Below are 13,892 nucleotides of genomic sequence, written 5' to 3'. Positions count from 1 at the left end.
CTAGGCGAGGTACTGGCAGGTGGAACGCGGCAGGTAGACGCCGTGGCCGGGGCGCCCGGTGTAGCGGCCGGCGGTGACGACGGGTTCGCCGCGGGAGAGGACGGTCTCGGCCCGCCCGGTGAGCCGGCGGCCCTCGTACGGCGAGTAGTCGACGTTCATGTGGTGGGTGCGGGCGGAGACGACGTGCTCGGCCCGGGGGTCGTAGACGACCAGGTCGGCGTCGGAGCCCGGTGCGAGGGTCCCCTTGCGCGGGTAGAGCCCGAACATGCGGGCCGGGGCGGCGCAGGCGATCTCGATCCAGCGGCGGCGGGTGATCCGGCCCTCGACGACGGCCTGGTGCAGCAGGTCCATGCGGTTCTCGACGCCCGGCATCCCGTTGGGGATGCGGGAGAAGTCGTCGCGGCCCAGTTCCTTCTGGCCGGCGAAGCAGAAGGGGCAGTGGTCGGTGGAGACCACCTGGAGGTCGTCGGTGCGCAGTCCCCGCCACAGGGCGTCCTGGTGCTCCTGGGGCCTCAGCGGCGTGCTGCACACGTACTTGGCGCCCTCGAAACCGGGGTCGGCGAGCCGGTCGGCGGTGAGGAAGAGGTACTGGGGGCAGGTCTCGCCGAAGACGGGCAGGCCCCGGTCGCGGGCGCGGACCAGTTCGTCGAGGGCCTCGCGGGCGGAGACGTGCACGACGTACAGGGGCGCCCCGGCGACCTCGGCGAGGCGGATGGCGCGGTGGGTGGCCTCGGCCTCCAGCAGGGCCTTGCGGACCTCGCCGTGGTGGCGCGGGTCGGTGTCGCCGCGGGCGAGGGCCTGTTCGACGAGGACGTCGATGGCGATGCCGTTCTCGGCGTGCATCATGATCAGCCCGCCGTTGCCGGCGGCGCGCTGCATGGCGCGCAGGATGCGGCCGTCGTCGCTGTAGAAGACGCCGGGGTAGGCCATGAACTGCTTGAACGAGGTGACGCCCTCCGCCACCAGCAGGTCCATCTCGGCGAGCGTCTCCTCCCGCACATCGGAGACGATCATGTGGAAGGCGTAGTCGACGGCGCAGACGCCCTCGGCCTTGGCGTGCCAGGCGTCCAGTCCCTCGCGCAGGGAGCGGCCGGGGGTCTGGATGGCGAAGTCGACGATGGTGGTGGTGCCGCCCCAGGCTGCGGCGCGGGTGCCGGTCTCGAAGGTGTCGGACGCCTGGGTGCCGCCGAAGGGCATCTCCATGTGGGTGTGGGCGTCCACCCCGCCCGGGACGACGTACTTGCCGGTGGCGTCGATGACCCGGTCGGCGGTGAGGGCGGCGGCGGCCGGGGTGCCCGCCGCGGCGAGGGCGGCGACGCGGCCGTCCTCGACGAGGACGTCGGCGTGCGTCTCGTCGGAGGCGGTGACGACGAGGCCGCCGCGGACGAGGGTGCTGCTGCTCATGGCTCGTGCCTCCTGTCGGGACGGCCGCGGGGTGTCACAGACCGCGGGGTGTCACAGGCCGCGCAGGGCGTCTTCGAGGACGGCGGCGCCCTCCTCGGCCTCGGCGACGGTGAGGGAGAGCGGCGGGGCGATGCGCAGGGCGCTGGTGGCGTGGCCGCCGCCCTTGCCGATGAGCAGTCCGCCGGCGCGGGCCGCCTCCAGGACGGCGGAGGCGGCCTCGTGGTCGGCCTCGTCGGTGCCGGGGCGGACCAGTTCGACGCCGATCATCAGTCCGCGTCCGCGTACCTCGCGGACGTGCGGCACCTGGGCGGCGACGGCCCGCAGCCGTTCGATGAGCAGGCCGCCGACGCGGCGGGCGTTGCCCTGGAGGTCGTGTTCCAGCAGGTAGGCGAGGTTGGCGAGGCCGGCCGCCATGGTGACCTGGGTGCCGCCGAAGGTGGAGATGCTGTTGGCGTCCAGGCAGTTCATGATCTCGGCGCGGGCGATGACGCCGCCGACGGACATGCCGTTGCCGAGGCCCTTGGCGAAGGTGACGATGTCGGGCGGGCCGCTGCGGCCGTGGGCCTGCCATCCCCAGAAGTGGTCGCCGGTGCGGCCCCAGCCGGTCTGCACCTCGTCGGCGATCCACAGGATGCCCCGCTCGCGCAGCACCTCGCGGAAGGCGGCGTAGAGCCCGTCGGGCGGGGAGGTGAAGCCGCCGACGCCCTGGACCGGCTCGGCGATCAGCGCGGCCGGGGCGCGGGTGTGGCCGAGCAGGTCCTCCAGGTCCCGGACGCAGGCCGCGATGAACTCCCGGTCGTCCAGGTGGGCGAAGGGGCCGCGGGTGCGGACGCCGCCGTGCACGTAGAGGGTCTGGAGCGGCGAGAGGGAGGTCGGGGACCAGCCTCGGTTGCCGGTGACGCCGACGGAGGAGAAGGAGCGGCCGTGGTAGCCGTTGCGCATCGCCAGCACCGTGTTGCTGCGCCGGTGGGTGGTGGCGAGCAGCAGGGCGGTGTCGTTGGCCTCGGTGCCGGAGGTGGTGAAGAAGACGCGGGCGTCGGGGATGCCGCTCAGGTGGGCGACGCGCTCGGCGAGGTCGACCATGGGCCGGTTGAGGTAGAGCGTGGAGGTGTGCAGGACGCGCCCGGCCTGGTCGCCGACGGCCTTGGTGACCTCGGGCAGGGCGTGCGCGGTCATGGTGGTGAGGATGCCGCCGAAGAAATCGAGGTAGCGGCGGCCGGCGGCGTCCCAGACGTGGCGGCCCTCGCCGTGGGTGATCTCCAGGGGCTCCTCGTAGTAGAGGGCGAGCCAGTCGGGCAGGACGGACCGGTGACGGCCGAGCAGATCGCGGTTCACGGGCGCACCAGCCCTTCGTAGGCGTCGGGCCGGCGGTCGCGGTAGAAGGCCCACTCGCGGCGCACCTCGTCGACGAGGCCGAAGTCGAGGTCGCGGACGAGGAGTTCCTCCTCGGTGTCGGAGGCCGGGTCGCCGACGAGGCGTCCGCGCGGGTCGGCGAAGTAGGAGGAGCCGTAGAAGTCGTTGTCGCCGTACTCCTCGATGCCGACGCGGTTGATGGCGGCGACGAAGTACTGGTTGGCGACGGCCGCCGCGGGCTGTTCCAGCCTCCACAGGTGGGAGGAGAGGCCGCGGTGGGTGGCCGACGGGTTGTAGACCAACTGCGCTCCGGCGAGGCCGAGTTGGCGCCAGCCTTCGGGGAAGTGCCGGTCGTAGCAGATGTAGACGCCGATCCGGCCGGCGGCGGTGTCGAAGACGGGCCAGCCGAGGTTGCCGGGGCGGAAGTAGTACTTCTCCCAGAAGCCGGGGAGTTGGGGGATGTGGTGCTTGCGGTACTTGCCGAGGTAGTCGCCGTCGGCGTCGATCACGGCCGCGGTGTTGTAGTGGAAGCCGGGCTGTTCGGTCTCGAAGACCGGGACGACGACGACCATGCCGGTCTCGCGGGCCAGCCGGCTCATGCGGGTCACGGTGGGCCCGTCGGGGACGGCCTCGGCCCAGCGGTGGTGCGCGGGGTCCTGGACCTGGCAGAAGTAGGGGGCGTTGAAGACCTCCTGGAAGCCGATGACCCGCGCGCCGCGCCGGGCGGCCTCGCGGGCGTGCTCCTCGTGTTTCGCCAGCATGGACTCGGTGTCCCCGGTCCAGGTCGCCTGGACCAGGGCGGCACGTACGACGTTGGCCATGAGGGTGCCCCTTCGACACGACGCCAGAGCCTTGCCCGTGGGCGGGCCGTAGAGGGACGAACGTAGGCGCAACGGGCGGGGTTGCCAAGACCATCTCCGCCACGCCGCGGTGTCGGCCGGATTTCACACCCCGGTGGCCGAGCGCTGGGCCGCCGGGAGCACGCCCCCTGCTCCGTTGGGCGGACGGGGACTCCGGCGGACTGGGGCGCGGGCGGGCGGCGGACGGGGCGGGCGCTCCCGGCGCCGGGCGGGCAGGGCCGTAGGGCCCGGCGCCGGACGGGCAGGGTCGTACCGGCCCCACCCCGGCGCGGCGCTCAGGCGGACAGGCGCTCCGGCCCGGTGAGGGCGCAGTCGGCGGCCAGTTCGTCGAGGGAGAGGCCGAGGGCGCGGGCCAGGGCGGCCACGGTGAAGAAGGCGGGGGTGGGTGCCCGCCCGGTCTCGATCTTGCGCAGGGTCTCGGCGGAGACACCGGCCTCGGACGCGACGCACGGCATGCTGCGGTCGCCGCGGGCGGCCCGCAGCAGCCGCCCGAGCCGCTCGCCGCGCTCACGCTCTTCCGGGGTCAGGGGGGTGCGCACCATGGCGTCATTCTAATACCGGGTTCCCGTCGGCCCCCAATTCAAATACCGGTATAGTAATGGGCATGGTGGAACTGAAGACGAAAGAATCGATCGACGCCATGCACGAGGCCGGACAGGTCGTCGCGCGGGCCCTGACCGCCGCACGCCACGCCGCCCGGGTCGGCGTCTCGCTGCGGGAGCTGGACGAGGTGGCGCGGGAGGTGCTGCGGGAGGCGGGGGCCGGATCACCGTTCCTCGGCTACCGGCCCTCCTTCGCGCCGGTCCCCTTCCCCGCCGTGCTCTGCGCCTCGGTGAACGACGCGATCGTGCACGGCGTCCCGGACGACTACCGGCTGCGCGACGGCGACCTGCTCTCCCTGGACTGCGGCGCCACCCTGGGCGGCTGGGCCGGCGACTCGGCGCTCAGCCTCGTGGTGGGCACCCCGCGCCCCGCCGACCTGGACCTCGTCGCCACCGCCGAGCGGGCCCTCGCGGCCGGCATCGCCGCCGCCGTCGTCGGCAACCGGATCGGCGACATCGCCCACGCCGTCGGCACGGTCTGCCGCGCGGCCGGGTACGGCGTGCCGGACGGCTTCGGCGGGCACGGCATCGGCCGCCGGATGCACGAGGACCCGGAGGTCCCGAACGAGGGCCGGCCCGGCCGGGGGCTGCCGCTGCGCGCCGGGATGGTCCTCGCCATCGAGCCCATGCTCATCGGCGGCGGCACCGACGCCTGGCACACCGCCCCCGACGGCTGGACGCTGCGCACCGACGACGGCTCGCGCGCCGCCCACGCCGAGCACACGGTGGCGATCACCGAGGCCGGTCCCCGGGTGCTGACGGCCCGCGCCGACGGCTGACCCGGCCCTGCCGCCGCGCCCCGGCCCGGCGGGCCCGGATGCCGGGCTGCCCGGCCGACACCGCGCACCACCGGTCCCTGCCCGGCCGCCCCCGGCCCCGCCACCGCTCCCCGCCCGCCGGGCCCGGCCGACCCCGCCCCGCCGCCGCTCCCCCCGCCCGGCGTGCCCGGTGGAACAGACCGTGTCATGTTGGGCATGGGCGCGGCCCGACCGGGTTACCCGGCCCCGGCACGCCGATCAGCGAGGCAGCGGAGGGACCGGAACGATGAGCAGCGGCTTCATGGGCCCGGAGGGCGACCCGTTCGCGGAGTTCCTGGCACGCTTCTTCGGCGGGCCGCGACCCCGGCAGATCGACATCGGCCGGCTGCTCAGCCAGCCCGCCCGGGAGCTGGTGCGCGGCGCCGCCCAGTACGCGGCCGAGCACGGCAGCCGGGACCTGGACACCGAGCACCTGCTGCGGGCCGCGCTCACCGCCGAGCCCACCCGCAGCCTGCTCAGCCGGGCCGGCGCCGACCCCGACTCGCTGGCGACGCAGATCGACGAGCGGACCGGCCCGGCGCAGCACGCCCCCGGCGAGGCCCCGCCGCCGACCTCGCTGTCGCTGACCCCGGCGGTCAAGCGGGCCCTGCTGGACGCGCACGAGCTGGCCCGCGCCTCCGGCACCGGCCACATCGGCCCCGAGCACGTGCTCGGCGCCCTGGCCGCCAACCCGGACTCGGCCGCCGGGCACATCCTGAACGCGGCCCGGTTCACGCCCGGGGCGCTGCCGCAGGAGGCCCCGGACGGGGCGCGGGCCCGACCCGAGGGGCCCCGCGCCACGAACACGCCGACCCTGGACAAGTACGGGCGCGACCTGACCGACCTCGCCCGGCAGGGCCGGATCGACCCGGTGATCGGGCGCGACGACGAGATCGAGCAGACCGTGGAGGTGCTGTCCCGGCGCGGCAAGAACAACCCCGTGCTGATCGGCGACGCCGGGGTCGGCAAGACCGCCGTCGTCGAGGGGCTGGCCCAGCGCATCGCCGACGGCGACGTGCCGGACGTGCTGACCGGGCGGCGGGTGATCGCGCTGGACCTGACCGGCGTGGTCGCCGGCACCCGCTACCGGGGCGACTTCGAGGAGCGGCTGAACACCATCGTCGGCGAGATCGCCGCCCACTCCGGGCAACTCGTCGTCTTCATCGACGAACTGCACACCGTGGTCGGCGCCGGCGGTGGCGGCGAGAGCGGGTCGATGGACGCGGGCAACATCCTCAAGCCCGCCCTCGCCCGGGGCGAGCTGCACGTCGTGGGCGCCACGACCCTGGAGGAGTACCGCAGGATCGAGAAGGACGCCGCCCTCGCCCGCCGCTTCCAGCCCATCCTGGTGCCCGAGCCGACCCCCGAGGACGCCATCGAGATCCTGCGCGGGCTGCGCGACCGCTACGAGGCCCACCACCAGGTCCGCTACACCGACGAGGCGCTGGTCGCGGCCGTCGGGCTCTCCGACCGCTACCTCACCGACCGGCGCCTGCCCGACAAGGCCATCGACCTCGTCGACCAGGCCGGCGCCCGGGTGCGGCTGCGCTCGCGGACCCGGGGCAGCGACGTACGGGCCATGGAGCGCGAGGCCGAGCAGCTCACCCGGGACAAGGACCAGGCGGTCGCGGACGAGCGGTACGAGGAGGCCATGCGGCTGCGCGACCGGGTCGCCGAACTGCGCCGGCGGATCTCCGAGGAGACCGGCGACGGGGAGGCCGACGAGGGGCTGAACCTGGTGGTCGGCACCGAGGCCGTCGCCGAGGTGGTGTCCCGGCAGACCGGCATCCCGGTCAGCAGCCTCACCCAGGAGGAGAAGGACCGCCTGCTCGGCCTGGAGGAGCACCTGCACGAACGGGTCGTCGGCCAGGACGAGGCGGTACGGGTCGTCTCCGACGCGGTGCTGCGCTCGCGCGCCGGGCTCTCCGGTCCGGACCGGCCCATCGGCAGCTTCCTCTTCCTCGGGCCGACCGGCGTCGGCAAGACCGAGCTGGCCCGCGCGCTGGCCGAGGCGCTCTTCGGCAGCGAGGACCGCATGGTCCGCCTCGACATGAGCGAGTACCAGGAGCGGCACACCGTCAGCCGGCTGGTCGGCGCCCCGCCCGGCTACGTCGGGCACGAGGAGGCCGGCCAGCTCACCGAGGTGGTGCGCCGGCACCCGTACTCGCTGCTCCTGCTGGACGAGGTGGAGAAGGCGCACCCGGACGTCTTCAACATCCTGCTCCAGGTGCTCGACGACGGGCGCCTGACCGACTCCCAGGGCCGCACCGTCGACTTCTCCAACACGGTCGTCGTGATGACCAGCAACCTCGGCTCCGACGTGATCGGCCGGCGCGGGGCCGGCATCGGCTTCGGCGCGGGCGGCTCGGACGCGGACGAGGAGGCCCGGCGCGAACAGGTGCTGCGCCCGCTGCGCGAGCACTTCCGGCCCGAGTTCCTCAACCGCATCGACGAGATCGTCGTCTTCCGGCGGCTCAGCGGGGAGCAGTTGCGGCAGATCACCGGCCTGCTGCTGGAACGGACCCGGCGCATGGTGCGCGCCCAGGACATCACCGTCGACTTCACCGACGGGGCCGTCGACTGGCTCGCCGAGCGCGGCTACCAGCCCGAGTACGGGGCCCGGCCGCTGCGCCGCACCATCCAGCGCGAGGTCGACAACCAGCTCTCCCGGCTGCTGCTGGACGGACGGATCTCCGAGGGCGGCCGGGTCACGGTCGAGGTCGAGGACGGCCGGCTGGCGTTTCGCACCGAGGACCCGGCCGTCCCCGCCTCCTCCTGACGCCGGCTACCGGGTGGGCCGGACCACCATCGCGGAGCCGCCGCCGCGCCGCTCCCGCTCGGCGGCGGCCAGCCACCTGCCGTCGGGCAGCCGCTGCACGGCGGTGGCCGCGCCGATCTCGGGGTTGCGGGTGAAGGCGTGCCCGAGCGCTTCCAGCCGGGCGCGCGACGGGCTGTCGTAGAGGCCGGGTTCGAGTTCGGTGCGGGCGGCGTTGCGCTGGCTGGCGCGCGGGGCGGCGATGGCGTCGACGAGCGGCAGTCCGCGGTCGACGACGCCGGTGAGGGTCTGGAGCACGGTGGTGATGATGGTGGCGCCGCCGGGCGAGCCGAGCGCGAGGACGGGCCGGTCGTGCCGGTCGAGCACGATGGTCGGCGCGATCGAGGAGCGGGGCCGCTTGCCGGGGCCGGGCAGGTTCGGGTCGTGCACGGCGGGGTCGGCGGGGGCGAACGAGAAGTCGGTCAGCTCGTTGTTGAGCAGGAAGCCGCGTCCCGGCACGGTGATGCCGCTGCCGCCGGTCTGCTCGATGGTGAGGGTGTAGGCGACGACGTTGCCCCACCGGTCGGCGACCGTCAGGTGGGTGGTGCTCTCGCCCTCGTACGTCGTCGGGACGGCCTTGCCGCCGCGCGCGCAGGGGACGGGGTGGCGGGGGTCGGCGGGGGCGAGCGGGCTGGTGAGCACCGCGTCGTCCCGGATGAGGCAGGCGCGGGCGTCGGCGTGCCGCCGGGAGAGGAGTTCCCGGGTGGGCACGGACTCGAAGGCCGGGTCGCCGACCCAGCGTCCGCGGTCGGCGAAGGCGATGCGGCTCGCCTCGACGAAGCGGTGCAGGTACCGCTCCTGGCTCGCGGCCTTCAGGTCGGTGCGCTCCAGGATGTTGAGCGCCTCGCCGACGGTGGTGCCGCCGGAGGACGAGGGGGCGATGGAGTGGACGCTCAGGCCGCGGTAGGTGGTGCGGGTGGGCGCCTGGAGCTTGGCGCGGTAGGCGGCGAGGTCGGCGGAGTCCAGTGTGCCGGGGCGGGCGTTCCAGCCGGAGGCCGGGTCGACCGGCGGCTTGCCGACGGTGGCGACGATGTCCTCGCCGATCGCGCCCCGGTAGACGGCCCGCGCGCCCTCGCGGCCCAACTGCCGGTAGGTGCGGGCCAGATCGGGGTTCTTGAGGGTGGAGCCGACGGCCGGGAGGCGTCCGCCGGGCAGGAACAGCGCGGCGGTGTCGGGGAAGCGGCGGAAGCGCTCCTCGTTGGCGGCGGTCTGGGAGCGGAAGGTCTCGTCGACGGTGAAGCCGTCGGCGGCCAGCCGCTCGGCCGGTTTCAGCACCGAGGCGAGCGAGCGGCTGCCCCAGGTGTCGAGGGCCTTCTGCCAGGTGGCGGGCGTGCCGGGGGTGCCGACGGCGAGGCCGCTGGTGACGGCGTCGGCGAAGGGGAGGGGCCTCCCGTCCTCCAGGAACAGGCCCTCGTCGGCGTCGAGCGGGGCCCTCTCGCGGCCGTCGATCGTGTGCACGGCGCGGGTGCGGGCGTCGTAGTACACGAGGTAGCCGCCCCCGCCGATGCCGGCGGAGTAGGGCTCGGTGACGCCGAGCGCGGCGGCGGTGGCCACGGCGGCGTCGACGGCGTTGCCGCCCTTGCGCAGGATCTCGATCCCGGCGGCGGAGGCGTCGGCGTCGACGCTGGAGACCGCGCCTCCGTAGCCGACGGCGACCGGGGTTTTCTGGACGGCGGGGCCGCCTCGCGCGCCCGGCGGGGCGGCCCCCACCGAGAGCACGGCGGCCGAGACCGCCAGGACCGTCAGATTCCGTACGACAGGGCGACGCATCGCACCTCCAGGGGCAGCCGGTTCGGGCAGCTTAATTCATCGTCATGAGCGCGTCAGGGGGCCGTCGGAGACGGTCCGGGCGGCGACCGCTAGCATGCGCGCACATGACCGAGGACGTACGCAACATCGTGCTGGGCCTGATAGCCGCGGGCATCAGCGCCACGCTGGGCTGGCTCGCCCGCACTTACCTCTGGAGGCGCCGGCTCCGCCGCAAGCAGGCGTTCTTCGGGCTGCCGGACCACTCCGACGCGCTGCTCGTCGTCAACCGGGACCCGTCCGCGGGCGAGCCGGCGGTACACCGCTTCGACGTGTTCGCGCTGCTGGAGCTGGCCGCCCTGGTCAAGGAGTGCGGGGCCAACTTCCGGATGGTCACGCAGGACCTGGTGGACCAGGGCTTCGGGGAGCGCACGGAGTTCTGTGTGGGCGGGCCCGGCTCGAACCGGCGGATGGCGGCCCACATGTCGGCCATGCTGCCCGGGGTGCGGGTCAACGTGGACGCGCAGCCGGGACCGGAGCGCGCGGCCTTCCGGATCGGCGCGGAACGGTACTTGATGGAGCAGGGGGTCACCGAGTACGTGCTCCTGGCCCGGCTCACCGCGGGCGACCGGCCGGACGCGCGGCCGGTGTTCCTCTTCTGCGGACAGCGGGCGATCACCAACCAGGCGGCCACCCGCTACCTCGCCCGGCACCACGCCCGCCTCGCCCGCAAGCACGGCCAGGGCCCCTTCGTCCTGCTGCTGAAGGTCGTCAACTCCCAGGCGTACGGCCCCGACGTGGTCGAACTGGTCGGAGACGTCACCCGCGCCGCGACCACCCCCCTGCCGGAGGGCGCCGAGGACCCCGAGCCCACCACCACGCCGGCCGCGCCCCGCCGCCGCGCGACCCGCTCCCGCGGCCGGGAGACGACCACCACCGGCCAGGAACCGGCCGCGGACGCGTAGGGCCCCGCCGCGCGCGGGGCCCGCCGGTCTCCGCCGTGCGGGGCCCCGGGAGGCCGTGGGGGCGCGAGGTATCATGGGGCGGGAAGATGCCGGCGGGACGACCCGCCGGTACGTTGCGAGCAGGGACGACCCAGCAGAAACGGGCTGATCTCCGTGCCCGCCCCCTTCACCTTCCGTACCGTCCTCACGCCGACGGCGGTCTTCCGGCCCGTCCTCGGGTGGGGTGCGTTCCTCACCGTCCTGTTCGCCGCTCCCGCGCTCGCCGGGCCCCTGCCGACCCCGGTGCTGTGGGCGGTGCTCGCGGGGATCGTCGCGGTGATCGTCGTCTGCGCCTTCGGGGTGGTCACCCAGGCCGAGCACCTCGCGCGCCGGCTCGGGGAGCCCTACGGCACCCTGGTGCTCACCCTCTCGATCATGCTGATCGAGGTCATCCTCATCTCCGCCGTCATGCTGGGCCCGGGTGAGCACGCCACCATCGCCCGTGACTCCGTCATGGCCGTGTCGATGATCATCCTCAACCTCGTCATCGGCGCGGCGCTGCTCGCCGGGGGCCTTCGCCACCGCGACCTGCGGCCCAACCGCGCCGGTGTCTCGGCCTACCTGACGCTGCTCCTGGTCCTCCTCGTCATCGCCTTCGCGCTCCCCGGCCTCGTCGGCACGGAGGGCGGCTACACCTCGGGGCAGGCGGTCCCGGTCATCGTCCTCACGGTGGTCCTGTACGGGTTCTTCCTGCACCGGCAGACGGGGGCGCGACGCGCCGACTTCCAGGAGGTCACCGCGGGCCGATCCGTGGGCGCTCCGGACGCGGAGGAGTCCGGCCGGCCGGGGCTCGGGCCTCTCGGCGTGCCGGCCCGTCACCGGTCGGAGATCGTCGCCCGGACCGTGCTGCTGGTGGTGACCGTAGTGCCGATCGTGCTGCTCTCCCACGACATGACCGCGCGGCTCGACGACGGACTCGGCCGGGCCGGGGCACCGGTGGCGACGACGGGTGTCCTCATCGCCATGATCGTGTTCCTGCCCGAGACGATCACCACGATCCGCGCCGCGCTGGGCGGGGAGATCCAGCGGGTGAGCAACCTCTGTCACGGCGCCCTGGTCTCGACGGTCGGCCTGACCATCCCCTCCGTGCTGACGATCGGTCTGCTCACCGGACAGAGCGTCGTCCTCGCCGAGGGCCCCGCCGGCCTCCTCCTGCTCGGGGCGACGCTGCTGCTCACGCTCGTCACGTTCTCCGGACGGCGGGTGACCGCCCCCCAAGGGGCGGCGCACCTGCTGCTGTTCGCCCTCTACGGCGTCTCCGTCTTCGCCTGACCCGCCCGGTTCCGGGCGCTCACGCCTCGGTGGCGCCGGTCAGGGACCGGCCACCGAGGCGTAGAACTGGGAGAGTTCCGGCACGCCGTCAACGGCCCACTCCTGGCCGGACGTCACCACGTCGCACTCCCGCCCGGAGGCGAGCCGGACCACGAACTGCCCGTCGGGGCGCAGCCGCCAGCCGGCGCCGGGCACGGTGCGCACGATGACCGTGCCCAGGTACAGCCCGGCGTCGCTGCCGAGCCACGGCAGGATGTCCGGATCGGTCCGCCAGCGCGGCAGCATCTGGTCGAGCCGCTCCAACGAGGCCGCCGTGTCGTCGAGTCGGACCCCCTCCCGCGCCGCCTGGTCGCGCAACAGGTCGCACTCCGCGAGCAGTTCGGCGACGCCGTCGAGGTCGGGGGCCATGCGCTCAGTGCGCCGCTTGCCCGGGAAGGGGACTTTCATACCTCCAGACTGTCATTTGTCCCGCCCCGCGCACACCCGGCGCGCGGGAGGGCGCACGCAGCGTGGCCCAGCTCACTGCGCGATGTCGAGGTCCACCACGACCGGGGCGTGGTCGGAGGCGCCCTTGCCCTTGCGCTCCTCGCGGTCCACATAGGCGTCGGTGACGGCCTTGGCGAACGGCGCGTTCCCGTAGACCAGGTCGATGCGCATGCCGCGGTTCTTGGGGAAGCAGAGCTGGCGGTAGTCCCAGTACGTGAACGGCTGGTCGTACTTGAGCGGGCGGGGCACGACGTCGGAGAGTCCGGTCCCGCGCAGCGAGGCGAGGGCGGCGCGCTCGGCGGGGGTGACGTGGGTGGAGCCCTCGAAGGCGGCGGGGTCGTGGACGTCGTCGTCGGTCGGCGCCACGTTGTAGTCGCCGAGGACGGCGAAGGGGCGGCTGCCGGCGGCGTCACCGGCGACGGCCGCGCGCAGCGCCTCGAACCACTGGAGCTTGTACGCGTAGTGGGCGTGCTCCACCTCGCGGCCGTTGGGCACGTAGACCGACCAGACGCGGACCGGGCCGCAGGTGGCCGCCAGGGCCCGGGGCTCGGTGACGCCCTCGAACCCGGGGTCGCCGGGCAGGCCCTTGACCACGTCGTCGAGGCCGACGCGGGAGAGCACCGCCACCCCGTTCCACCGGCCGGTGGCGTGCACCGCGGCCTCGTACCCCAGCTCGCGCAGCGCGTCGAAGGGGAACTGCTCCTCGGCGACCTTGGCCTCCTGGAGGCAGAGCACGTCGGTGCCGCTGCTCTCCAGCCAGGCCAGCAGCCGGGGCAGGCGGGCGGTGATCGAGTTGACGTTCCAGGTGGCGATGCGCATGCGTCCCAACCTACCCGGCGGCACCGACAGTGCCCCCGCACCCGGTCGCCGGGGGCCGGGTCATCCCAGGCGGACGGAGTCCCCCGAGGTCAGGCGCAGGTGCTCGGCGCCGCCCAGCTCCCCGATCTGGCGGTCGTAGATCGGGCGGGCGAGGTCGGTCAGGAGCGCGTCGTGGACGTCGTAGGCGCGCTGCGGGCGGACCTCCCGGACGTAGTCGATCACCTCGGAGATCTTGTTCCAGGGGGCCATCACCGGGAGCATCAGGGTCTCCACCGGGGTGTCCGGCACGGTGAGGGCGTCGCCGGGGTGAAAGAGCTTCCCGCCGTCGACGAGGAAGCCGATGTTGGTGACGCGCGGGATGTCCGGGTGGATCACGGCGTGCAGTTCGCCGTGGACCTGGACGTCGAAGCCTGCGGCGGTGAAGGTGTCGCCGTGCCCGACGGTGTGCACACGGCCCGGGAAGGCCGCCGAGATCCGCTCCGCCACCGAGGCGAGGGTCCAGATCCGGGCGGCCGGGTTGTCCTCCATCGCGGCGCGCAGCCGCGGCTCGTCGAAGTGGTCGGGGTGCTCGTGGGTGACGAGGACGGCGTCGGCGCCGAGGGCGGCGTCCTCCTCGCTGAATCCGCCGGGGTCAAGGACGAGCGTCCGCCCGTCCTTGACGAGGCGGACGCAGGAGTGCGACTTCTTGGTGAGCTTCATGTCCCCATCCTGCCGCCGGACCCCGGCCGGCGGCG

At 74.2% G+C, this 13,892-nt stretch carries 12 protein-coding genes; 4 read left to right on the top strand and 8 right to left on the bottom strand.

What is annotated here, in order from left to right; all coding sequences use genetic code 11:
* The 4 genes from hydA to J5Y05_RS03355 form a co-directional block, all read right to left on the bottom strand.
* A complete protein-coding gene (hydA, locus tag J5Y05_RS03370) occupies positions 1–1,404 on the bottom strand; it encodes a dihydropyrimidinase (protein WP_210868215.1) in 1,404 nt (467 codons plus the stop codon).
* A gap of 51 nt (positions 1,405–1,455) precedes the next feature.
* Positions 1,456–2,739 (bottom strand): aspartate aminotransferase family protein, encoded by a 1,284-nt coding sequence (locus J5Y05_RS03365; protein ID WP_210868214.1) that lies wholly within the window; start codon positions 2,737–2,739, stop codon positions 1,456–1,458.
* Positions 2,736–3,578, bottom strand: a complete 843-nt coding sequence (locus tag J5Y05_RS03360) for a nitrilase-related carbon-nitrogen hydrolase (protein WP_210868213.1) — start codon at positions 3,576–3,578, stop codon at positions 2,736–2,738. The genes J5Y05_RS03365 and J5Y05_RS03360 overlap by 4 nt, the downstream gene beginning before the upstream one ends.
* Before the next feature lie 314 nt (positions 3,579–3,892).
* A complete protein-coding gene (locus J5Y05_RS03355; protein WP_210868212.1) occupies positions 3,893–4,159 on the bottom strand; it encodes a helix-turn-helix domain-containing protein in 267 nt (88 codons plus the stop codon).
* A gap of 62 nt (positions 4,160–4,221) precedes the next feature.
* Between J5Y05_RS03355 and map the strand changes: the two genes are divergently transcribed.
* Both map and J5Y05_RS03345 read left to right on the top strand, forming a co-directional pair.
* Positions 4,222–4,998, top strand: coding sequence for a type I methionyl aminopeptidase (gene map / locus J5Y05_RS03350; RefSeq protein ID WP_210868211.1), 777 nt, complete (start codon positions 4,222–4,224; stop codon positions 4,996–4,998).
* A 265-nt stretch (positions 4,999–5,263) separates the two neighbouring features.
* Entirely contained in the window at positions 5,264–7,795 is a 2,532-nt protein-coding gene (locus J5Y05_RS03345) for an ATP-dependent Clp protease ATP-binding subunit (RefSeq protein ID WP_210868210.1), read from the top strand.
* Positions 7,796–7,801: 6 nt separating this feature from the next.
* On the opposite strand, the gene ggt is transcribed toward J5Y05_RS03345, so the two are convergent.
* The gene (gene ggt / locus J5Y05_RS03340) at positions 7,802–9,601 is read right to left on the bottom strand and encodes a gamma-glutamyltransferase (RefSeq protein ID WP_210868209.1); all 1,800 of its coding nucleotides are present in this window, start codon (positions 9,599–9,601) and stop codon (positions 7,802–7,804) included.
* Between the two features lie 104 nt (positions 9,602–9,705).
* On the opposite strand from ggt, the gene J5Y05_RS03335 reads away from it, so the two are divergent.
* Both J5Y05_RS03335 and J5Y05_RS03330 read left to right on the top strand, forming a co-directional pair.
* Positions 9,706–10,542 (top strand): hypothetical protein, encoded by an 837-nt coding sequence (locus J5Y05_RS03335; RefSeq protein WP_247614018.1) that lies wholly within the window; start codon positions 9,706–9,708, stop codon positions 10,540–10,542.
* Positions 10,543–10,695: 153 nt separating this feature from the next.
* Positions 10,696–11,853, top strand: coding sequence for a calcium:cation antiporter (locus J5Y05_RS03330; protein ID WP_210868208.1), 1,158 nt, complete (start codon positions 10,696–10,698; stop codon positions 11,851–11,853).
* Between the two features lie 39 nt (positions 11,854–11,892).
* On the opposite strand, the gene J5Y05_RS03325 is transcribed toward J5Y05_RS03330, so the two are convergent.
* The 3 genes from J5Y05_RS03325 to J5Y05_RS03315 form a co-directional block, all read right to left on the bottom strand.
* Entirely contained in the window at positions 11,893–12,300 is a 408-nt protein-coding gene (locus tag J5Y05_RS03325) for a DUF6278 family protein (protein ID WP_210868207.1), read from the bottom strand.
* 72 nt (positions 12,301–12,372) lie between these two features.
* On the bottom strand, positions 12,373–13,158 hold the full coding sequence (locus tag J5Y05_RS03320; RefSeq protein ID WP_210868206.1) for an exodeoxyribonuclease III: 786 nt from the start codon (positions 13,156–13,158) through the stop codon (positions 12,373–12,375).
* Positions 13,159–13,218: 60 nt separating this feature from the next.
* Positions 13,219–13,857, bottom strand: a complete 639-nt coding sequence (locus tag J5Y05_RS03315) for an MBL fold metallo-hydrolase (RefSeq protein WP_210868205.1) — start codon at positions 13,855–13,857, stop codon at positions 13,219–13,221.
* Between the last annotated feature and the right edge of the window lie 35 nt (positions 13,858–13,892).

The sequence above is a fragment of the Streptomyces tagetis genome (genome assembly GCF_018069565.1).
GTDB lineage: Bacteria > Actinomycetota > Actinomycetes > Streptomycetales > Streptomycetaceae > Streptomyces > Streptomyces tagetis.
Note: the sequence above shows the minus strand (reverse complement) of the source record. Positions and strands in the feature narration are given on the sequence as shown.